19 protein-coding genes and 2 pseudogenes are annotated in these 20,011 nt (G+C 71.8%); 9 read left to right on the top strand and 12 right to left on the bottom strand.

Annotation, left to right across the window (positions count from 1 at the left end; all coding sequences use genetic code 11):
• Window positions 1-143: 143 nt before the first annotated feature.
• The 3 genes from argJ to NQU54_RS18955 form a co-directional block, all read right to left on the bottom strand.
• Window positions 144-1,298 (bottom strand): bifunctional glutamate N-acetyltransferase/amino-acid acetyltransferase ArgJ, encoded by a 1,155-nt coding sequence (argJ, locus tag NQU54_RS18945; RefSeq protein WP_069869703.1) that lies wholly within the window; start codon window positions 1,296-1,298, stop codon window positions 144-146.
• The gene (argC, locus tag NQU54_RS18950; protein ID WP_257632067.1) at window positions 1,295-2,323 is read right to left on the bottom strand and encodes an N-acetyl-gamma-glutamyl-phosphate reductase; all 1,029 of its coding nucleotides are present in this window, start codon (window positions 2,321-2,323) and stop codon (window positions 1,295-1,297) included. Before argC ends, argJ begins: the two co-directional genes overlap by 4 nt.
• 145 nt (window positions 2,324-2,468) lie before the next feature.
• Window positions 2,469-4,688: an NADP-dependent isocitrate dehydrogenase gene (locus NQU54_RS18955; protein ID WP_257632068.1), complete on the bottom strand. Its 2,220-nt coding sequence runs from the start codon at window positions 4,686-4,688 to the stop codon at window positions 2,469-2,471.
• Window positions 4,689-4,819: 131 nt separating this feature from the next.
• Here NQU54_RS18955 and NQU54_RS18960 point away from each other — a divergent pair, with 131 nt between their 5' ends.
• The gene (locus tag NQU54_RS18960) at window positions 4,820-5,350 is read left to right on the top strand and encodes a GNAT family N-acetyltransferase (RefSeq protein ID WP_257632069.1); all 531 of its coding nucleotides are present in this window, start codon (window positions 4,820-4,822) and stop codon (window positions 5,348-5,350) included.
• Between the two features lie 33 nt (window positions 5,351-5,383).
• On the opposite strand, the gene NQU54_RS18965 is transcribed toward NQU54_RS18960, so the two are convergent.
• Both NQU54_RS18965 and NQU54_RS18970 read right to left on the bottom strand, forming a co-directional pair.
• Window positions 5,384-5,956, bottom strand: a complete 573-nt coding sequence (locus tag NQU54_RS18965) for a histidine phosphatase family protein (protein WP_100805668.1) — start codon at window positions 5,954-5,956, stop codon at window positions 5,384-5,386.
• Window positions 5,957-6,248: 292 nt separating this feature from the next.
• Window positions 6,249-7,703 (bottom strand): aminotransferase-like domain-containing protein, encoded by a 1,455-nt coding sequence (locus NQU54_RS18970; protein ID WP_257632070.1) that lies wholly within the window; start codon window positions 7,701-7,703, stop codon window positions 6,249-6,251.
• Here NQU54_RS18970 and NQU54_RS18975 point away from each other — a divergent pair.
• Both NQU54_RS18975 and NQU54_RS18980 read left to right on the top strand, forming a co-directional pair.
• Complete coding sequence (locus NQU54_RS18975; RefSeq protein WP_257632071.1) at window positions 7,702-8,769, top strand: DMT family transporter; 1,068 nt, start codon at window positions 7,702-7,704, stop codon at window positions 8,767-8,769. The genes NQU54_RS18970 and NQU54_RS18975 overlap by 2 nt on opposite strands.
• Window positions 8,770-8,837: 68 nt before the next feature.
• Window positions 8,838-9,044, top strand: a complete 207-nt coding sequence (locus NQU54_RS18980; protein WP_257632072.1) for a DUF1918 domain-containing protein — start codon at window positions 8,838-8,840, stop codon at window positions 9,042-9,044.
• Window positions 9,045-9,095: 51 nt separating this feature from the next.
• Here NQU54_RS18980 and NQU54_RS18985 read toward each other — a convergent pair whose 3' ends face one another.
• Complete coding sequence (locus NQU54_RS18985) at window positions 9,096-10,328, bottom strand: glycoside hydrolase family 10-like protein (protein WP_257632073.1); 1,233 nt, start codon at window positions 10,326-10,328, stop codon at window positions 9,096-9,098.
• Window positions 10,329-10,612: 284 nt separating this feature from the next.
• Between NQU54_RS18985 and NQU54_RS18990 the strand changes: the two genes are divergently transcribed.
• Window positions 10,613-12,934 carry a beta propeller repeat protein gene (locus NQU54_RS18990; protein WP_372505937.1) on the top strand — a complete coding sequence of 774 codons (2,322 nt, stop codon included), beginning with the start codon at window positions 10,613-10,615 and terminating at the stop codon, window positions 12,932-12,934.
• Between the two features lie 154 nt (window positions 12,935-13,088).
• The gene (locus NQU54_RS18995) at window positions 13,089-13,946 is read left to right on the top strand and encodes a 3-hydroxybutyryl-CoA dehydrogenase (protein WP_069869694.1); all 858 of its coding nucleotides are present in this window, start codon (window positions 13,089-13,091) and stop codon (window positions 13,944-13,946) included.
• Window positions 13,947-14,510: 564 nt separating this feature from the next.
• Here the strand turns inward: NQU54_RS18995 and NQU54_RS19000 are convergent.
• On the bottom strand, window positions 14,511-14,915 hold the full coding sequence (locus NQU54_RS19000) for a recombinase family protein (protein ID WP_257632074.1): 405 nt from the start codon (window positions 14,913-14,915) through the stop codon (window positions 14,511-14,513).
• Window positions 14,916-15,070: 155 nt separating this feature from the next.
• Here NQU54_RS19000 and NQU54_RS19005 point away from each other — a divergent pair, with 155 nt between their 5' ends.
• A complete protein-coding gene (locus tag NQU54_RS19005) occupies window positions 15,071-15,214 on the top strand; it encodes an epoxide hydrolase N-terminal domain-containing protein (protein ID WP_372505938.1) in 144 nt (47 codons plus the stop codon).
• Here the strand turns inward: NQU54_RS19005 and NQU54_RS19010 are convergent.
• Both NQU54_RS19010 and NQU54_RS19015 read right to left on the bottom strand, forming a co-directional pair.
• Window positions 15,186-15,413: pseudogene (locus NQU54_RS19010) on the bottom strand (transposase family protein); the annotation flags it as partial. The gene NQU54_RS19005 and the pseudogene NQU54_RS19010 overlap by 29 nt on opposite strands.
• A 48-nt stretch (window positions 15,414-15,461) precedes the next feature.
• Window positions 15,462-15,899 carry a TetR-like C-terminal domain-containing protein gene (locus tag NQU54_RS19015; protein WP_257632075.1) on the bottom strand — a complete coding sequence of 146 codons (438 nt, stop codon included), beginning with the start codon at window positions 15,897-15,899 and terminating at the stop codon, window positions 15,462-15,464.
• 22 nt (window positions 15,900-15,921) lie between these two features.
• On the opposite strand from NQU54_RS19015, the pseudogene NQU54_RS19020 reads away from it, so the two are divergent.
• Both NQU54_RS19020 and NQU54_RS19025 read left to right on the top strand, forming a co-directional pair.
• Window positions 15,922-16,023: pseudogene (locus tag NQU54_RS19020) on the top strand (IS5/IS1182 family transposase); the annotation flags it as partial.
• Between the two features lie 204 nt (window positions 16,024-16,227).
• Entirely contained in the window at window positions 16,228-16,374 is a 147-nt protein-coding gene (locus tag NQU54_RS19025) for a hypothetical protein (protein ID WP_257632084.1), read from the top strand.
• A 5-nt stretch (window positions 16,375-16,379) separates the two neighbouring features.
• On the opposite strand, the gene NQU54_RS19030 is transcribed toward NQU54_RS19025, so the two are convergent.
• A complete protein-coding gene (locus NQU54_RS19030) occupies window positions 16,380-17,174 on the bottom strand; it encodes an MgtC/SapB family protein (protein WP_257632076.1) in 795 nt (264 codons plus the stop codon).
• 234 nt (window positions 17,175-17,408) lie between these two features.
• On the opposite strand from NQU54_RS19030, the gene NQU54_RS19035 reads away from it, so the two are divergent.
• Entirely contained in the window at window positions 17,409-17,666 is a 258-nt protein-coding gene (locus NQU54_RS19035; RefSeq protein ID WP_069869690.1) for a hypothetical protein, read from the top strand.
• Between the two features lie 38 nt (window positions 17,667-17,704).
• Here NQU54_RS19035 and NQU54_RS19040 read toward each other — a convergent pair whose 3' ends face one another.
• The gene (locus NQU54_RS19040; protein WP_069869689.1) at window positions 17,705-18,235 is read right to left on the bottom strand and encodes an NUDIX hydrolase; all 531 of its coding nucleotides are present in this window, start codon (window positions 18,233-18,235) and stop codon (window positions 17,705-17,707) included.
• Between the two features lie 80 nt (window positions 18,236-18,315).
• On the bottom strand, window positions 18,316-19,653 hold the full coding sequence (locus tag NQU54_RS19045) for an NsdA family TPR-like regulatory protein (protein ID WP_257632077.1): 1,338 nt from the start codon (window positions 19,651-19,653) through the stop codon (window positions 18,316-18,318).
• Window positions 19,654-20,011 lie beyond the last annotated feature (358 nt).

Genomic DNA, 20,011 nt, shown 5'->3' on the forward strand with positions numbered 1-20,011 from the left:
TTTCGTTTCAGCCGCCGGGCGGGCGGTGCTGGCCTGTGGAGGCGACGTAAGACCTGTCTCGGATGGGTCCGAGCGGGCGGTCGCCGGTGAAGCAGGAACCCTCGTCGGCGACGGCGGGGACCCGCGACAACCAAGCGGGCACGTCAAGAGGAGTAGGCGCTGTTCTCGTGGACGTAGTCGGCCGTCAGGTCGTTCGCCCAAATCACCGCAGACTCGCTGCCTGCCGCGAGGTCCGCGGTAATCCGGACCTCGCGGTAGCGCATGTCGACCAGCTCGCGGTCCTCGCCCACCGAGCCGTTCTTGCACACCCAGACGTCGTTGATCGCGACGTTGAGCTGGTCCGGTTCGAAGGCGGCGGAGGTGGTGCCGATCGCGGAGAGCACCCGGCCCCAGTTGGGGTCCTCACCGTGGACGGCGCACTTGAGGAGGTTGTTACGGGCGATGGAGCGGCCCACCTCCACCGCGTCGTCCTCGGTGGCCGCGCCCACGACCTCGATCCGGATGTCCTTGGAGGCGCCCTCGGCGTCCCCGATCAGCTGACGGGCGAGATCGGCACAGACCTCGCGGACCGCTTCGGCGAACTCCGCGGCGTCGGGCGCGACACCGGAGGCGCCGGAGGCCATCAGCAGCACCATGTCGTTGGTGGACATGCAGCCGTCGGAGTCGATCCGGTCGAAGGTGGTGCGGGTGGCGGCGCGCAGCGCGGTGTCGAGTCCGGGGCCGTCCACATCGGCGTCGGTGGTGAGGACGACGAGCATGGTGGCCAGGCCCGGGGCCAGCATCCCGGCGCCCTTGGCCATACCGCCCACGGTCCAGCCGGCGGGGCTCTGCGCGACGGCCGTCTTGTGGACGGTGTCGGTGGTCTTGATGGCGATCGCGGCCTTCTCGCCGCCGTGCGGGGAGAGCGCCTCGGCGGCCTTGCCGACCCCGGACAGCACCGCGTCCATGGGCAGCCGGAGGCCGATGAGCCCGGTGGAGGCGATGGCGATCTCGCCCGCGCTGTGGCCGAGGACCTCCGCGGTCTTCTCGGCGGTGGCGTGGGCGTCCTGGAAGCCCAGCGGGCCGGTGCAGGCGTTGGCGCCACCGGAGTTGAGGACGACGGCCGAGACCTGACCCCCCTTGAGGACCTGCTCGGACCACAGGACGGGGGCGGCCTTGACGCGGTTGGAGGTGAAGACGGCCGCGGCGGCGAGGCTCGGGCCGGTGTTCACGACGAGTGCGAGGTCGGGGTTGCCGTTCTCCTTGATCCCTGCCGCGACGCCGGAGGCCGTGAAGCCTTGGGCTGCCGTAACGCTCATGGAGCGACTCCGATCGTGGAAAGTCCCAGCTCCTCGGGGAGGCCGAGGGCGATGTTCATGCTCTGCACCGCGCCGCCGGCGGTGCCCTTGGTGAGGTTGTCGATGGCGCTGATCACGATGGCGCGGCCGGCCGCCTCGTCATGGGCGACCTGGAGCAGCGCGGCGTTGGATCCGTGGACGGCGGCGGTGGAGGGCCACTGGCCCTCGGGGAGGAGGGTGACGAACGGCTCGTCCCGCAGCGCCTTGTCGTACACGGCCCGCAGGCTCTCCCCGGTCACCCTGGGCCTGGCCTTGGCGCTGCATGTGGCGAGGATGCCGCGGGGCATCGGGGCGAGGGTCGGGGTGAAGGAGACCGAGATCCGCTCCCCCGCGGCGGCGGACAGGTTCTGGATCATCTCGGGGGTGTGGCGGTGGCCGCCGCCGACGCCGTACGGGCTCATGGAACCCATGACCTCGCTGCCCAGCAGATGCGGTTTGGGCGCCTTGCCCGCGCCCGAGGTCCCGGAGGCGGCGACGATCACCGCCTCGGGCTCCAGCAGTCCGGCCGCGTACGCCGGGAAGAGTGCGAGGGAGACGGCGGTGGGGTAGCAGCCGGGAACCGCCACGCGCCGGGTCCCTTCCAGCGCGGCGCGGGCCCCGGGGAGTTCGGGGAGGCCATAGGGCCAGGTGCCGGCGTGCGGCGAACCGTAGAACCTCTCCCAGTCCGCCGCGTCCGTCAGCCGGAAGTCGGCGCCGCAGTCGATGACCAGGACCTGGTCGCCGAGTTGCTCGGCCACGGCGGCGGACTGCCCGTGCGGCAGCGCCAGGAAGACCACGTCATGCCCGGCCAGGGCCTCCGCGGTGGTGGGCTCCAGCACTCGTCCGGCGAGCGGGAGCAGATGGGGCTGTAGTCCGGCGAGTGGCTGCCCGGCGTTGGAGTTGCCGGTCAGGGTGCCGATCTCGACCTCGGGGTGGGCGAGCAGCAGCCGCAGCAGCTCCCCGCCCGCGTATCCGCTCGCTCCTGCCACCGCAGCACGTATGGCCATCGCCGTCGTTTCCTCCCTCGGATGATGGCATGACTATACGGTCGCTTGCAGCTTTATGCAATAAGGTCCATGCGATAACGGGCCAAAGGAAACGCCCCGGCCGAGCGGTGCCGGCCGGGGCGCTGTGGTGCGCGCACCAGGGGTGTCAGCCGAGGGTGGCGAGGGCCTGGTTGAAGGTCGCGGACGGGCGCATGACGGCCGTGGCCTTGGCCGGGTCGGGCTGGTAGTAGCCGCCGATGTCGGCCGGGGAGCCCTGGACGGCGAGCAGCTCGTCGACGATCGTCTGCTCATTGGCGGTGAGCGTCTCGGCGAGCGGGGCGAACGCCTTGGCCAGGGCCGCGTCGTCGGTCTGCTTGGCCAGCTCCTGGGCCCAGTACAGGGCCAGGTAGAAGTGGCTGCCGCGGTTGTCGATACCGCCGACGCGACGGCTGGGCGACTTGTTCTCGGCGAGGAAGGTGCCGGTCGCCCGGTCGAGGGTGTCGGCGAGGACCTGGGCCCGCGCGTTGCCGGTCTTCTGGGCGAGGTGCTCGAAGCTGACCGCGAGGGCCAGGAACTCGCCCAGGCTGTCCCAGCGCAGGTAGTTCTCCTTGACCAGCTGCTGGACGTGCTTGGGGGCCGAGCCGCCCGCACCGGTCTCGAACAGCCCGCCGCCGTTGATCAGCGGGACCACCGAGAGCATCTTGGCGCTGGTGCCCAGCTCCAGGATCGGGAAGAGGTCGGTCAGGTAGTCACGCAGCACGTTGCCGGTGACCGAGATCGTGTTCTCGCCGCGGCGGATCCGCTCGAGGGAGAGCTTGGTCGCCTCGACCGGCCCGAGGATCCTGATGTCCAGGCCCTCGGTGTCGTGCTCGGGCAGGTACGCCTTGACCTTCTCGATGAGGTTGGCGTCGTGCGCACGGTTCTCGTCCAGCCAGAAGACGGCCGGGTCGCCGGTGGCGCGGGCGCGGGTGACGGCCAGCTTGACCCAGTCCTGGATCGGCACGTCCTTGGTCTGGCACATCCGGAAGATGTCACCGGCGCCGACGACCTGCTCGATGACCGCGTTGCCCGCCTCGTCCAGGACGCGGACGGTGCCCGTGGCGGGGATCTCGAAGGTCTTGTCGTGGCTGCCGTACTCCTCGGCCTTCTGCGCCATCAGGCCGACGTTGGGCACCGAGCCCATCGTGGCCGGGTCGAAGGCGCCGTGGGCGCGGCAGTCGTCGATGACGGCCTGGTAGACCCCGGCGTAGCTGCTGTCCGGGATCACCGCGAGGGTGTCGTGCTCCTCGCCGTCCGGGCCCCACATATGGCCGGAGGTGCGGATCATGGCCGGCATGGAGGCGTCCACGATGACGTCGGACGGCACGTGCAGGTTGGTGATGCCGCGGTCGGAGTCGACCATGGCCAGCTCCGGGCCCTCGGCGAGCTCGGCGTCGAAGGACGCCTTGATCGCGGCGCCCTCGGGCAGGGACTCCAGGCCCTTGAGGATGCCGCCCAGACCGTCGTTCGGGGTCAGACCGGCGGCGGCGAGGGTCTCGCCGTGCTCGGCGAAGGTCCTGGGGAAGAAGGCCCGTACGGCGTGGCCGAAGATGATCGGGTCGGAGACCTTCATCATCGTGGCCTTCAGGTGCAGCGAGTACAGCACGCCCTCCGCCTTGGCGCGGGCCACCTGCGCGGAGAGGAACTCGCGCAGCGCCGCGACGCGCATCACGGAGGCGTCCACGACCTCGCCCGCCAGCACCGGCACCGACTCGCGCAGCACGGTGGTGGAGCCGTCGTCGCCCGCCAGCTCGATACGGAGCGAACCGGCCTCCGGGATCACGGCGGACTTCTCGGTGGAGCAGAAGTCGTCGGCGTCCATGTGGACGACATTGGTCTTGGAATCGGCCGACCAGGCGCCCATGCGGTGCGGGTTCGCCTTGGCGTAGTTCTTCACCGCGGCGGCGGCGCGGCGGTCGGAGTTGCCCTCGCGCAGCACCGGGTTCACGGCGGAGCCCTTGACCTTGTCGTAACGGGCGCGGATGTCCCGCTCCTCGTCGGTCTTCGGGTCGTCCGGGTAGTCCGGCAGCGCGTAGCCCTGCTGCTGGAGCTCGGCGATCGCGGCCTTCAGCTGCGGCATCGAGGCCGAGACGTTCGGCAGCTTGATGATGTTGGCCTCGGGGGTCTTGGCAAGGTCACCGAGCTCGGCGAGGGCGTCGGGGATGCGCCGGCCCTCTTCGAGGCGCTCCGGGAACTGGGCGATGATCCGCCCCGCCAGAGAGATGTCCCGGCTCTCCACGGTGACCCCGGCCGTCGAGGCATACGCCTCGATCACCGGCAGGAACGAGTACGTCGCGAGGGCAGGGGCCTCGTCCGTGTGCGTATAGATGATGGTCGAGTCAGTCACCGGGTGCTCCGCTCCACGTCTGCAACATTGCTCGACATCAAGATATCTGGTGCCGTGCCCTTTCCCGAAAGGACCCTGGGCAGAAGGACGCGTCCTGGTCACGGCCCGCGCCCGGTGGGATCGTCCCGTCCATGCCGACGAATCTGCGGGGCGCGCGGGTGGTGCTGCGCCCCACCGAACCCTCCGATGTCCCCGCCCTGGCCGCGATCCGCGCCAAGCCCGAGGTGTACGCGCGCTGGCGGGGCGGTGAGGACCTGGTGGCGGCGGTGCGCGAGGACCTCGCCGAGCCCGGCACCGAGCCGCTGACCATCGAGTACGAGGGCGCAGTGGTCGGCATGATCCAGTGGTCGGCCGAGACCGATCCGGACTACCGGCACGCGAGCATCGACATCTATCTGGACCCGGCGGTGCACGGGCGGGGGCTGGGCACCGACGCCGTCCGCACGCTGGCCCGCCATCTGATCAGCGACCACGGCCACCACCGGATCGTGATCGACCCGGCCGCGGACAACGCCGCCGCGATCCGCGCGTACGCCAAGGTCGGCTTCCGGCCCGTGGGCGTCATGCGGTCCTATGAGCGCGGCCCGGACGGCACATGGCACGACGGCCTGCTGATGGATCTGCTGGCCGGGGAGGTCACGGACGCACCACGGGCACCGTGAGCCCTGTGCGCCGAGCCCCTCCGAGCGGTGCCGTCACACGCCGTCCACGCGCAGCCGCCACTCGCCCGGCCGACCGGTGAGGGTGACCGTGGAGAGTGGCCGGATGTCGACGTTCCAGTAGCAGTGCGGCGGCGCCTTGATCGCGTACATCAGGGCGGCGCGGACCACCCCGGGGTCCGCTATCGCGACCATCTTGGCGTGGTCCTCGGCCGGGCGGGTGTCCAGCCAGCCGCCGATCCGCCTGATGAACGCGTGCAGCGACTCCCCGCCGTGCGGTGCGGAGCGCGGATCGCCGAGCCAGGCGTCCACCGCCGTGGGTTCACGCGCCATCACATCGGCGAGGGAGCGGCCCGCCCAGCGGCCCATGTCGCAGTCGCGCAGGGCGAGTTGGACGAGTGGGGTGAAGCCGAGCGCATCGCCGGTCTCCCTGCTGCGCGTCGACGGTGAGCAGTAGCGCAGCTCCGCCGCGGCGAGCGGCAGAAGCCCGGGGGCCGCGCGTTCGGCGGCGAGCCGGCCCTCCGGATCCAGCGGCCGGTCGTCGCCGAAGCGCTCCCCCAGCCGCGCCGAACTGCGGCCGGCGGCGACCAGAGTCAGCCGAAACGTCATCCCGGCATCGTACGGTCACGATCGCGGTCAGATGACCCGCTACCGGCGGTAGACCGGACGATCCGGTGTGCGCCGGATCACCCGGGCGGCTCGAAGCGGCCGTCTCGTGAACACCGTGCGCATCGTGGGTGGCGGCCAGGGGGCGCCCCGAAGGGGCGCGGGGCTGTGTCGATGTGCGGCTCCGCCCCTTCCCGAAACTGGGGCTCCGCCGCGTGGGGGAGCCGCATATCGTCAGGTGTCGGGAAGGGGAGGGGAGCGGCCCGCCGCAGGCGACAAGCCCCGTCGGGCACCCCTAACCCCCCGCCAACACCTCGCCGCACGCGATACGCAGCCGCCGCACCCCCTCGGCCAGCTCGCCGGTGCCCGCCACCGACGCGAAGCTCAACCGCACATGCGGCGCGGGCGGTTCGGCGGAGAAGTACGGGCGGCCGGGGGCGACGGCGACCCCGGCGCGCAGCGCGGCGGAGGCGAAGGCCGCCTCGTCGGCGCCCTGGGGCAGCCGTAGCCACAAGTGGTACCCGCCGGGCGGGACATGGCGCAGCTCCAGCTCGGGCAGCTCACGCCGTACGGCGGTGGCGAGCGCCTCGCGGCGGGTGTGCAGTTCGGCGGCGACATGGCGCAAGTGGCGGGACCAGGAGGGCGCGCCGACGAGTTCCAGGGCGGTCTCCTGGAGCGGGCGGGGCACGAAGAAGCTGTCGACGACCTGGATCGCGCGCAGCCGCTCCAGCACCGGGCCGCGGGCGGCGAGCGCGCCCACCCGCAGACTGGGCGAGGTGGCCTTGGTGAGCGAGCAGACGTGGACCACCACCCCGTCGGGGTCGTCGGCGGCGAGGGTGGCGGGCAGCGGGCCCGCGTCCTCGTGGACCAGCCGCCGCGCGAAGTCGTCCTCCACCACGAAGGCGCCCGCCTCACGGGCGATCGCGAGCACCTCGCGGCGCCGCTCGGCGGAGAGCATCGCACCGGTGGGGTTCTGGAACAGCGGCTGGCAGACGAAGACCCGGGCGCCGGACGCCCGCAGCGCGTCGGCGAGCAGCTCGGGGCGGACCCCGTCGGCGTCCACCGGGACCGGGACGGGGCGCAGCCCGGAGGCGCGGGCGGCGGCCAGCATCCCGGGGTAGGTGGGGGATTCGACGAGGACGGGCGCGCCGGGTGGCGCGAGCGCGCGCAGCGCGCAGGTGAGCGCGGACTGGCCGCCCGCGGTGACCAGGACGTCGGAGGCGCCGAGGGCTCCGGACGGGCCGCCGATCTCCCGGGCGAACCAGGCGCGCAGCTCGGGCAGGCCCTCCACCGGCGGGCGGCCCCATGCCCCGGGCCGCCGTCCGGCGCGGGCCAGGGCGGCGGCCAGCGCCCGTTCGGGCTGGAGCGAGGAGTGCAGATAGCCGCCGTTGAACTCCAGGATCCCGGGCGGCGGGGCGGCCAGCGTGGCCAGCACACCGGAGGCGTCCACCGAACGCGGCACCGGCTCACCGGCCGTCTCCACGCTCAGCGCGACCTCCTGCCAGGAGGTGTCGCCCGGCCGTGGCGCCCCGGCCGGTGGCCGGTCGGCGCGGAAGGCACCGGCGCCGGGGCGGGTGACCACGAGTCCTTCGGCGACGAGCGCGGCGAGGGCGCGGGAGACGGTCACCGGGCTCACCCGGTGGCGCTCGACCAGGGCACGGCTGGATGGCAGCTTCTCTCCTGGTGAGTAGCGGTTCAGCTCCTTACGCAGCGAACCCGCGAGTTCGGCCACACTGCTACGCTGTTGCATGAAAGCAGAGGATAGCGCTACTGACAGCAGTGCGATAGCGGTGAGCGGTGGCCGCGCCGGGATCCGGGGCGATGGCCCCGCCGGAATCGGGGACGACGGCCCCGAGGGCGACCGCGACGGCGGCCCCGCCCGGCGCCCGGACGACACCCCGGCGCCCCAGGCGCCCCCGGCGCCGTCCGCCCCCCGCATCGGCACCGTGCTCGCCGTGCTCGGCGTGGCCGCCTTCTCCCTCACCTTCCCCGCCACCGCCTGGGCGCTCACCGGCCTCGGCCCCTGGTCGGTGACCACCTGCCGGGTGGTGCTCGCCGCGCTGATCGCGGGCGGGGCGATGGCCGCACTGCGGGTCCCGGTGCCGGACCGCCGCCACTGGCCGGGGCTGCTGGTCGTCGCGGCCGGGGTCGTCGTGGGCTTCCCGCTGCTGACCACGCTCGCCCTCCAGACTTCCACCACGTCGCACGCGGCCGTGGTGGTCGGCCTGCTGCCGCTCACCACCGCCGCCTTCTCCGCCGTACGCACCGGGGTACGGCCCTCGCGGGTGTTCTGGGCGGCGGCGCTGGCCGGGGCCGCGGTGGTGATCGTCTTCGCGGTGCAGCAGAGCGGCGGCGCGCCCACCACCGGCGATCTGTATCTGTTCGGCGCGCTGGTGGCGTGCGCGGCGGGCTACACCGAGGGCGGCCGGCTGGCCGGCCATATGCCGGGCTGGCAGGTGATCGGCTGGGCGCTGGTGGGCTGTCTGCCGCTGTCGTTGCCGGGCGCGGTGTTCGCGCTGCTGGGCGAGGACATCCACCTCGACGGCCGTACGGTGGCCGGGCTGCTGTGGCTGGCGGCCGGTTCGCAGTTCGTGGGCCTGGTGGTCTGGTACCGGGGGATGGCCGCCATCGGGGTGGCCAGGGCCAGTCAGCTCCAACTGGCCCAGCCGCTGCTCACCCTGGTGTGGTCGGTGCTGCTGCTCGGCGAGACGCTGACCCCGGCCGCCCCGATCGCCGCCGTCGCGGTGCTGGTGTGCATCGGGGTGACACAGCGGGCGCGGGTCCCGGCCGGAGCAAACCGGGACAACCGGCCATAGACTGGCCTCAGGGATCGCAGTGTCCTCAGCAGATCGCATTGCCCTCCAGCGGACGGGAGGTCACGCACATGGAGGCGACCGTAGGCGACAAGCTGCTCGTGCACGGCAGGGTTGTCGGAATTCACGATCGTGTAGCGGAGATCATCGAAGTGCTCGGGGACCACGGGGAACCGCCTTACCGCGTGCGTTACGAGGACGACGGCCACGAGTGCCTGTTCTCCCCCGGGCCCGATTCGGTCGTCCGCCACCTGGCCGCCGGACCCCGGCAGCGCTAGCTCTCCCGAGGCCGGGGGCCCTGGCTCGAGCGCCCGGCTCAAGGGCCCGGCTCAGCGGGGCGGACGGACACGGTACGGATAGTGGTCGGCGACCACACGCGCCATGGCGCCGTTGTGGTCGGCGGCCACTTCCTTCGCCGAGAAGTACACATTGCCGCGCACCCGCGGGAAGCCCCGGTCGAAGGTGAGGTGCCGGGACAGCTCCGCCGGGTCCTGCCAGGGCGCGGGCTGCGCCGGATCGCCCGCCTTGTAGAGCGCCTCGCCGATGTAGAGGTTCACCCCCGTGCCCCGGACCGCCTCCGACCACCACGGGACGAGCACGGCGTAGTCGGCGGCGGCGAAGCCGATGTTCCAGTAGACCTGCGGAACGATGTAGTCCAGCCATCCCCGCCGCACCCAGGCCCGGGTGTCCGCGTAGAGGTCGTCGTAGGTCTGCACCCCCGCCGTGGTGGCGGAGCCGAGCGGGTCGGTGGCCTGGTTGCGCCAGACGCCGAAGGGGCTGATGCCGAACCGCACCCGCCGCCCCAGCAGCTTGACGCGCACGGCCGTCTCGTGCACCAGCCGGTCGATGTTGTTCCGCCGCCAGGCCGCCCGGTCCGGGAAGCCCGCGCCGTACCGCTCGTACGTCGCGTCGTCGTCGAAGACCTGACCGGCCACCGGATAGGGGTAGAAGTAGTCGTCCCAGTGGACGGCGTCGATGTCATAGCGCGCGACCGCGTCCAGCATGGCGTCCTGGACGAAGCGGCGGACCTCGGGCAACCCGGGGTCGTAGTAGAGCTTCCCGCCGTACGGCACGACCCACTCGGGGTGCACACGGGCCGGATGTGTGGGGATGAGCCGCGAGGGGTCGGTGTGGCCCGCGATCCGGTACGGGTTGAACCAGGCGTGCAGCTCCAGACCGCGCCGGTGCGCCTCGCGCACCGCGGTGCCCAGCGGATCCCAGCCGGGGTCCCGGCCCTGCACGCCGGTGAGGCACTCCGCCCACGGCTCGTACGGTGAGGGCCACAGCGCGTCCGCCGTGGGCCGCACCTGGAAGACCACCGCGTTGAGCCGTCGGCGGACGGCGGTGTCGAGGAAGTCCAGCAACTCGGCCCGCTGCTGGTCCGCGGTGAGGCCGGGCCTGGACGGCCAGTCGCGGTTGGCGACGGTGGCCAGCCACATCCCGCGGAACTCGGGCTGGTGCCCACCGCCCCGCCCCTCCGCCAGCGCGTCACCCGCGGTGACGGTGGCGGCCAGGGCTCCGGCGGCCGCGACCGTCAGACTTCTGCGCGTGATCCGGCCCATGCCCAACTCCTCGCCTCGGTCGTGTCGCCAACGTAGCCCGGCCACCGGCCGGGGGCCTGTCAACTCCCGCCGATGATGGGGCCCTTGTGGGGCGCCCGGCAATGGTTACCGCGCATCCGGGCCGTCCGGGCCCAACACCCCTCGACTACCGCTCGACTTCACCCTTCTCGCATGGCCGTCCGGCCGCTAGCATCGGATTGACGCACGCATGGGAGCGCTCCCAAAAGCCCTCGCCCACATGGCCCGCACGCCTCACTACCCCCACGTCCGGAGAGGAAGTTCCCGTGCGCAGCAAAGGCAGCAGACCCGTCGGCGCGCTCATGGCCGCGCTGGCACTCGTCGGGGGATTACTCACCGCGGCCGCCGCCTCCCCGGCCGCCGCCCACCCCGAATCGGCCCCCGGCCGGGCGGCGGCCCAGGCCGACGCCTACACCTGGAAGAACGTCCGCGTGGACGGCGGCGGCTTCGTCCCCGGCATCGTCTTCAACCGCAAGGAGCGGAACCTCGCCTACGCCCGCACCGACATCGGCGGGGCATACCGCTGGGACCAGTCCGGCAAACGGTGGGTGCCGCTGCTGGACTCGCTGGACTGGGACCACTGGGGCTGGACCGGGGTGGTCAGCCTGGCCAGCGACTCCGTGGATCCCGACAAGGTCTATGTGGCGGCCGGTACGTACACCAACAGCTGGGACCCGGGCAATGGCGCGGTCCTGCGCTCGTCCGACCGGGGCGCCAGCTGGCAGTCCACCACCCTCCCGTTCAAACTGGGCGGCAATATGCCCGGCCGGGGCATGGGGGAACGGCTGGCGGTGGACCCCAACAGGAACAGCGTGCTCTACCTCGGCGCGCCCAGCGGCAACGGGCTGTGGCGCTCCACCGACTCCGGTGTCACCTGGTCGAAGGCGGCCTCCTTCCCCAACCCCGGCACCTACGTCCAGGACCCGGGCGACACCAGCGGCTATCTGAGCGACAACCAGGGCGTGGTGTGGGTGACCTTCGACGAGCGCACCGGCTCCGCCGGCAGCGCGACGAAGACCGTCTACGTGGGCGTGGCCGACAAGGACAACACCGTCTACCGCTCGACGGACGCGGGCGCCACCTGGTCGCGGGTGGCCGGGCAGCCGACCGGCTACCTCTCCCACAAGGGCGTCCTCGATGCGAAGAACGGCTATCTGTACCTCACCACCAGCGACAAGGGCGGCCCGTACGACGGCGAGAAGGGCCAGGTGTGGCGGTACACCACGGCGACCGGGGAGTGGAAGAACATCAGCCCCATGACGGACGCCGACACCTACTTCGGCTACAGCGGCCTCACGGTGGACCGCGCGACACCGGGCACGCTGATGGTGACCGGCTACAGCTCCTGGTGGCCGGACACCCAGATCTTCCGCTCCACCGACTCCGGCGCCACCTGGACCCGGGCCTGGGACTTCACCAGCTATCCGAACCGGTCCTTCCGCTACACCCAGGACATCTCGTCCGTCCCCTGGCTGACCTTCGGCACCAACCCCTCGCCGCCCGAAGTCACCCCGAAGCTGGGCTGGATGACCGAGGCGCTGGAGATCGACCCGTTCGACTCCAGCCGGATGATGTACGGCACGGGTGCGACGATCTACGGCACGGAGAACCTGAAGAGCTGGGACACCGGCGGCAAAATCGCCATCACACCGATGGTCAGGGGCCTGGAGGAGACGGCGGTCAACGATCTGGCGAGCCCGCCCACCGGCGCCCCGCTGCTCAGCGCGCTCGGTGACATCGGGGGCTTCCGCCACACCGACCTCGACGCGGTGCCCACGAGGATGTACACCTCGCCGACGTTCACCACGACCACCAGCCTGGACTACGCGGAGACCAATCCGAACACCGTGGTCCGGGTGGGCAACAACGACTCCGCGCCGCGGATCGCCTTCTCGACCGACAACGGCGCCAACTGGTTCCAGGGCAGCGAGCCGTCCGGGGTGACGGGCGGTGGCACGGTGGCCGCGGCGGCCGACGGCAGCGGCTTCGTCTGGGCCCCGGAGGGCACCTCGGCCGTCTACCACACCACCGGATTCGGCAACTCCTGGTCGGCGTCGAGCGGTATCCCCGCCGGAGCGGTCGTGGAGTCCGACCGTAAGAACCCCAAGAAGTTCTACGGCTTCAAGGCGGGCACCTTCTACGTCTCCACCGACGGCGGCGCCACCTTCACCGCCAGGGCGTCCGCCGGGCTGCCGGCCGACGGTCCGGCGCGGTTCAAGGCGCTGCCGGGCGCCGAGGGCGACATCTGGCTCGCGGGCGGCAGCACGGGCGGGGGCTACGGGCTGTGGCACTCCACGGACTCCGGCGCGACGTTCACCAAGCTGAGCGGTGTCCAGCAGGCGGACACCATCGGCTTCGGCAAGGCGGCGCCCGGCGCCTCGTACCCGGCGCTCTACACCAGCGCCGAGATCGGCGGGGTGCGCGGCATCTTCCGCTCCACCGACGCCGGGGCGAGCTGGACCCGGATCAACGACAACGCCCACCAGTGGGGCTGGACGGGCGCCTCGATCACCGGCGACCCCCGGGTCTACGGCCGGGTCTACGTGGCCACCAACGGGCGCGGCATCCTGCGCGGCGACCTCTCATGACCGTGCGGTGAGCGCCCCGTACGAGTGACGGGGACGGGGGCGGGCCCGGGCCGGGAATGCGGCCCCGGCCAGCCCCCTGCCGATAGCCGGGGGGTAACGTCTGGGACGACAGGGGGACGACACACCGGACGGTTGGACCAGCGAAAGGCACGATGTGACCGACATCGAACGCGTCGGAGTGGTGGGCTGTGGCCAGATGGGTGCGGGCATCGCGGAGGTGTGCGCCCGCTCCGGCCTGGACGTCATGGTCGCGGAGACCACGGGCGAGGCCCTGGAGATAGGGCGCACCCGGCTGACCAACTCCCTCGGCAAGGCCGCCGAGCGCGGCAAGATCACCGAGGAGCAGCGCGACGCGACGCTGGACCGGCTGAGCTTCACCACCGACCTGGGGGAATTCGCCGACCGTGACCTCGTGATCGAGGCGGTCGTCGAGAACGAGCAGATCAAGACCGAGATCTTCCAGGTCCTCGACCAGGTGGTGACCCGCCCGGACGCGATCCTCGCCTCCAACACCTCCTCCATCCCGCTGGTCAAACTGGCCGTCGCCACCTCCCGGCCGGACCAGGTGATCGGCATCCACTTCTTCAACCCGGCGCCGGTGCAGTCGCTGGTGGAGCTGATCCCGGCGCTCACCACCGGCGACGAGACCATCAAGCGCGCCGAGGCGCTGGTCGGCGACATCCTGGGCAAACACGCCATCCGCGCCCAGGACCGCGCCGGGTTCGTGGTCAACGCGCTGCTCATCCCGTATCTGCTGTCCGCCATCCGGATGTTCGAGTCCGGGATCGCCAGCCGCGAGGACATCGACAACGGCATGGAGCAGGGCTGCGCCCATCCGATGGGCCCGCTGAAGCTGTCCGATCTGATCGGCCTGGACACGATCGCGGCGATCGCCGACTCCATGTACGAGGAGTACAAGGAGCCGCTGTACGCCTCTCCCCCGCTGCTGCTGCGCATGGTCGACGCGGGCCGCCTGGGCCGCAAAACCGGCTCGGGCTTCTATACGTACTGAGCCGGACCGCGCTCACCCCCGGCCGCCCCCGCCCCTGACCTCCGACCGTCAACGCCCGCTCGCGACCGCGGCCGGGCCATGCCCGGGAGTGAACCGCCGCACACGACAACGGCCTTGCCCCATACCCTGACAGCGACAAGCTGGACAGAGAGGGGCAAGGCCATGCCATCTGACGCTACCCCGGACCCGCTGGACCATCCGCTGGTCTTCGGCCAGCGCATGCAAGTCCTCCGAACGCGCCGGGGCATAAGCCGCACCGTCCTGGCCTCGGAGTCCCAGCCCAGACACCAGCCGCAAAGTAGAGGGTGATCACGCGCTCGCCGCCGTGGCGGCCCTCTTGTCATGCTCGCGCAGCATCCGCATGACGGTGGCGGGTGAGGGGTGCCGGCCCTCTTTCGTGCCGGTGGTGATGATGAGCTACTTGGCGATGTCGCGCAGGCTCATCTCCTGGTCGCACAGGTGGAGGGCCATGGACAGCATGTCGTCGTCGGTGACGCCGGCGCCACCGATGGTCTTGCCGCGCTTGCGGGCGGACTCGTGCGCTTCGAGGGTGCGGTCGCGGATCTACTCGCGTTCCATGCCGGACATGGCCGCGAGCACGGTGAACACGATCCCGGAAGGGTCGTGCAAGCCCTTCAGTTCTCCGGTGAGGAACTCCAGGCCGATGTCGCCGGCCTTGAGCTCTTCGGCGAGCATGGCGAGTTCGATGCCGCGACCGAGCCGCTTGTGCTCGTGAACGACGAGGGTCACGGCGACGCCGGAGAAGCGGATCTCCCCGGCGAGCTTCACGGCGGCCTCCAGCTCGGGGCGCCGGGTGGTGCGGGTGCTTGAGTTCGTGGACGGTGAGGATGACCTCCTGTTCGGGGGCGCCTCCTTGATGTCGTACGCCAGCTTGAGCGCCTTCTCCAGTTCCGGCCGGGTCTTGACCCGGGTGGAGATCTTCTCGCAGAAGCAGGGCTGGTCGCTCACGAGAGCGATTGCGCGCGTCTCGGGAACTCCCAGCATCAGCAGGCTCGTGATCGTCGCTGCTCGGGCGCCGAGGGTCCCGTTCGACAGGTCGCTGTCCGCGATGGCGAACACGACGCCGTGGGCAACCTGACCCAGAATGCCCGCCGGCAGGTGCTGTGCGCTTCGAGTCCGAGCTCAATCGCTTCCCTCAATTCCTGACCGGGATTGATGGGCTGGACATCCGTTTCATCCACGTCAGGTCCAAGAATCCCAACGCGATGCCGCTGATACTCGCGCACGGATGGCCGGGCTCACATTGACCGCGCGTTCACCTGCCGAGAGGCGGTCCCACTGGCCGCGGAAGGGCACCCGCACGCTGCCGCCCGCGCCCTGGTAGCCCTTGTCCGCCCAGCAGGCCAGGCCCGCCTCGGTGAGGGCGTCGATGATGCCGTGGGTTCGGGCGGCCTTGATGTCGTGCACGGCGCCGGGCAGGGCGACCGAGGCCCACAGCAGCTCTCCCCAGAGGGCAACCCAGAGGCAGCCCCGGACTTCTTCAGGGGCAAGTAGCTAGGCCATCGCGAGCACGTCGTGGACCAGTTGGTCCGCGTACTCCCGGTCGACGGACAGGCCGAAGACCACGTGGTGATACATCGGTGCAATCACGTGATCGAGGACCTGCTGCTCGGTCGGCGCCCGCTCCCCGCGCGCCCTTGCCCGATCCAGCATCACCTTGGCCTGCGTGCGGCGCTGCTCCCAGCACGGGCAGGTGAGCACCTCGTCCCGGGCGGACGTCATGGCGCGCAGGTAACGGGTCCGGCGAGGTTGGGTGATGTCGTCGACCACGATCCGAGCCCACGCCGACAGGTCACCGCGCAGTGACCCGGTGTCCGGCAGTTCGTCGCCGTCCTTGGTGAGCGCGGCGACAGCGACCTCCTCCAGCAGCGTGTCCAGGTCGCCCCAGCGGCGATAGATGCTGGTCGGGTTGACGCCTGCCCGGCTGGCCACCAGTGGGATACGTTACTTCGACAGCGTGCGGGTGCCCTTCCGCGGCCAGTGGGACCGCCTCTCGGCAGGTCAACGCGCGGTCAATGCCGCGCACGCCCGCATCCGGGCCCTCGGCGAGCAGGCCATGGGGCTGGTGCGGCTACCCGCGACCTACTTTGCGGCTGGTGTCAGAGCTAGGACACCGGGGCCACCTACGCCTGCCCCACCCACGCCCGGCACCACCCACGCGACACGATGGCCCAGGCCGCCGCCATGCGCCGCGCCCTCGACCAGGGCAGGCCCCGATGACAACGCCCGAAGAGGTCAAGGACCCATTCGCCGACGAAGCATGGCGCGCCGCGACCGAGCACGCCGCCAGCTGCCCGGCCTGCCCGCCCCCGGCACCGGATGCGATACCGGCGAGCGGCTACTGCACGCCTACGAGGAAGCCGCACGGCAGGCCCGGCCGGAGGAGGGCCATACGGCGGTGATCTGAACTCGTCAGTCGGAGCTGTCCAGGTCGCGGCCCGCGTCGGCGCCGAGGACGCCCTCCAGTTCGGAGATCTCACCGACCAGCCGGAGGACGTCCCCGGTGCCTTCGAGGGCGAGCTGGACCTCGGCGACGCCCGTATCGGTGGGCCGGGCCTCCTCCTCGGCGCGGACGACCCGGGTGGTGCGGTCCCGGCCCTTCCAGGGGGCGCGGTCCACCCGGACCCGGCCCACCTTGTACCCGGCGGCCGTGCACAGCTCCAGGACACGTGGCAGCAGTCCGGCGCCCACCCGGTAGGAGAGCTGAAGCTCCACCCGTTCGGCCGACCAGAGGGCCGGAAGGCGGCGGGTGAACAGTGGATAGCCGCGGATCACCAGGAAGTGCACCACGGTGGCGGCGGTGGCCAGCAGGGCCAGACCGCCACCGCAGGCCATGCCCACCGCACAGGTCAGCCAGACGGTCGCCGCGGTGGTCAGTCCGCGGACCGCGTCGCGCCGGACGAAGATCAGGCCGCCGCCGATGAAGCCGATGCCGGAGACGATCTGCGCCGCCACCCGCGAGGGGTCGAGGCTGACATGGTCGCGCAGCAGCACATCGGAGAAGCCGTACTGGGAGACCTGCATGAACAGCGCGCTGCCCACGCCCACCAGGGTGTGGGTGCGCAGCCCGGCGCTCTTCTGCTGCACCGCCCTCTCGAGCCCGATCAGGGTGGACAGCACCAGCGCGACGCCGAGCTCGGCGAACTGCCGCACTCCCTGGTCGGCGCCGAATTCCCACATCGGAGCGGCGATCAGTTGCACATCCATCCCTTCGTCCGGTCCATTCCGATCCATCCGGTATGTCCCGCCCCCGCGGCCCCTCCCTCCGGCCGCCGTCCCCCATGAGTACCCCTTGCGTACTCGCTGAGTACCGCCTTTCGCACGGGGTGTGCGCCGGTGACTCACACACCATCCCCACACACGCTCCCGCACCACCTGGGCATGCGCTTGACTCGGAGCGTTACCACTGCACGGACGTTACATCCGGAAGGGGATCAACCCGTGACCACCGAGCCCGAGCAAGCCGCGTTAGCCGTGGAGCTCGCGGAAATGCGCCGGACCGTCGAAGTGGGCTTCGCCCGCGTCGACGGCCGGCTCGCCCTGCTCGACCACCGTGGCGAGCAGGCTGAGGAGGAAGTGAACCAACTGGCCGGGCGCACACGGATCCTGGAGCACGGACGCTGGCCGTTGCCCTCCATCGCCGCCCTGACCGGGGTGTCCGCCCTGGCCCTCGCGGTATGGCAGGCGGCCGGACACTAGCCAGGGCGGCCGGCCCGGTCCAGCCGAGCCTGCTCGGCCTAGCCGAGCCTGATGTGGTGGAGCAGGAGCAGCGCGGCCGCCATGTTGGCCGCGGGCACCTCACCGCGGGCCACCATGTCGGGCACCAGCTTCAGCGGCACCCACTCGCGGCGGTCCGACTCGAAGTCGTCCTCCGGGTGCCCGACGTACGATGCCTCCTCGGCCCAGTAGATGTGGTGCCGTGCGTCGGTGAGCCCGTTGGACGGCTCGACGGAGAGCAGATGGCGCAGGGGGCCGGGCCGCCAGCCCGTCTCCTCCTCCATCTCCCTGGCCGCGGCGTCGGCGATGTCCTCACCGTCCTCGACGACGCCCGCGGCCAGCTCCCAGCCCCAGGCGTCGGTGATGAACCGGTGCCGCCACAGCAGCAGCACCTCGTTGGCCTCGTTCACCACGGTGGCCACGGCCACGGGCCGAAGCCGGATCAGATAGTGGTCCAGATGACGCCCGTCGGGGAGTCGGACGTCGGCGAGGTTGACCCGGAACCATCGGTTCTCGTACACGGTCCGCTCCCTGAGGTTCTTCCATCGCACTGTCAGCCACCTTTCGTCGGACGGGAGGCCATCCTGGGCCACCCGCTGACGAGAGTGCGGATGCGCGAGCGGAACCGCGGTCACAGAGGAACGCGCAGTGCCCCGTCGATGAGTTCGGCGGCTTCGGCCGTCGCGGCGCATCCGCTGGCCGCGAGGTGTTCCCGTACCGCCCTCAGCCGGTCGCGTAACCGCTGGGACTCCATGCCGCGTGCCCGCTCGGTCATCTCCACCGCGGTGGCGCCCGCCCGGTCCATATCGCCCTGGCGCAGCTCGATATGGGTGAGCATGGCGAGCCGGTGCACCCGGCCCCGGTCGTGTGCGGGGGTGCCGACCGCGGCGGTGGCGTGCTCGCGGGCGCCGCCGAGGTCACCGAGGTTCAGCAGCGCCTCGGCCACCTGGACGTTCACCAGACCCGGCTGCACATAGCCGGTCTCGTCGGGCTCCTGGCCGGGTCTGATGCGGTCGGCGGCGGTCTCGGCGCGCCGGATGCAGGACAGCGCGCCGGCGCCGTCGCCGAGCCGGGCGTACGCCTTGGCCTGCATGGCGTAGAGGTCGGCGGCGAGCGCGGGGGTGATCTGGGAACCCGCGGCGCGCAGCGCCGATTCGGCGAAGGCGACTGCCTGCCGGTACTCCTTCATGAAGAGGGACTGATTGACCAGCAGCGCTATCACATAGGCGCCCAGGCCCCGGTCACCGCTGGCCTTGGCGAGCCGCAGCGCCTGGTGGAAGTAGCGCTGGGCCAGACCGTGCGCGTTGGAGTCGTAGGCGCAGATCCCGGCGATGGCCACCAGGCCGCCGGTCGCCCGGTGCAGCTGGCGGCCGGTGCCGTCGGCGTAGCTGCCGCGCAGCAGCGGCGCCGCCTCGGAGTTGAGGAACCCCACCACCCGGGTCCGGGTCGCGACACCGCCGGCCTTGCGGTACATCTGCTCGTAGTGGGCGCGGGCGGCGCGCATCGTGTCGATGTCGGTCATGCTGACGCGCGTCAGACCGCGCCGGGAGACATCGGAGTCCTCGGGAGGGTTCTCCCACTCCCACACCGGGATGACCGCGGGGGTGCCGGTGACCGCCGGGGCCTCGACGACATGCGGACGCTGCTGTTCGTCGGAGCGCCACAGCGCGGTGGCGCGCTCGACGAACCCGGAGAGCGGGGTGGCGGGGCCCCGGGCGCTGCCGGGGGTGCCGAGGCCGATGTCGTCCAGGGTGAGGGCGCGGTGCAGCCGCTCGCCCAGCACCTCGCAGATGAGGTCGGGCACCTGGCCGCGCGGCCGCTGGCCCTTCAGCCACCGGGCCACCGCGGTGTGTTCGTACCGCAGGCTCATCCCCCGGGCCCGGCCCGCCTCGTTGATATGCGCGGCCAGTCCCGCGTGGGAGACTCCGGCCTCGTCGAGCACGGAGTCGAGCAGTGTGTTGGGCTCCATCTCGCCCTCCCCAAACGCTCGGTGGCGCCAGAGTAATGGAGGGAGATTCGCACGGGGTGTGAATCGGGCCGGGACGAAGCCGGGGCCCGATGGGTATGCCGATGCCCTCGGCGGAGGGCGCGGGGGCGCCGGGGGCGCCGGGGGGCGCCGGGGGGCGCGGAAGCACCGGGAGCGAGGGCGCGGGCATCCCGGGCCGGGGGCGCGGGCGGGGCGTCCCGGCACCGGGCGGGCGGCCCGCAACGATCCACCCACCGGTGCCTAGCCCCGATGAGCATCAGCGGCCGCGCGGACGCGGACAGCGCGGGCCGGGGACACCCCGGCACCGGGCGGGCGGCCCGCGACGATCCACCGGACGGTG

It is taken from the genome of Streptomyces malaysiensis subsp. samsunensis, assembly GCF_024519315.1.
Classification (GTDB): domain Bacteria; phylum Actinomycetota; class Actinomycetes; order Streptomycetales; family Streptomycetaceae; genus Streptomyces; species Streptomyces malaysiensis.

Coding starts and splice junctions, on each gene's coding strand:
- argJ (WP_069869703.1), bottom strand. CDS start 1,298: ATGAGCGTTACGGCAGCCCAAGGCTTCACGGCCTCCGGCGTCGCGGCA.
- argC (WP_257632067.1), bottom strand. CDS start 2,323: ATGGCCATACGTGCTGCGGTGGCAGGAGCGAGCGGATACGCGGGCGGG.
- NQU54_RS18960 (WP_257632069.1), top strand. CDS start 4,820: ATGCCGACGAATCTGCGGGGCGCGCGGGTGGTGCTGCGCCCCACCGAA.
- NQU54_RS18965 (WP_100805668.1), bottom strand. CDS start 5,956: ATGACGTTTCGGCTGACTCTGGTCGCCGCCGGCCGCAGTTCGGCGCGG.
- NQU54_RS18975 (WP_257632071.1), top strand. CDS start 7,702: ATGAAAGCAGAGGATAGCGCTACTGACAGCAGTGCGATAGCGGTGAGC.
- NQU54_RS18970 (WP_257632070.1), bottom strand. CDS start 7,703: ATGCAACAGCGTAGCAGTGTGGCCGAACTCGCGGGTTCGCTGCGTAAG.
- NQU54_RS18980 (WP_257632072.1), top strand. CDS start 8,838: ATGGAGGCGACCGTAGGCGACAAGCTGCTCGTGCACGGCAGGGTTGTC.
- NQU54_RS18985 (WP_257632073.1), bottom strand. CDS start 10,328: ATGGGCCGGATCACGCGCAGAAGTCTGACGGTCGCGGCCGCCGGAGCC.
- NQU54_RS19025 (WP_257632084.1), top strand. CDS start 16,228: ATGGCGCGCCGCGACCGAGCACGCCGCCAGCTGCCCGGCCTGCCCGCC.
- NQU54_RS19030 (WP_257632076.1), bottom strand. CDS start 17,174: ATGGATGTGCAACTGATCGCCGCTCCGATGTGGGAATTCGGCGCCGAC.
- NQU54_RS19045 (WP_257632077.1), bottom strand. CDS start 19,653: ATGGAGCCCAACACACTGCTCGACTCCGTGCTCGACGAGGCCGGAGTC.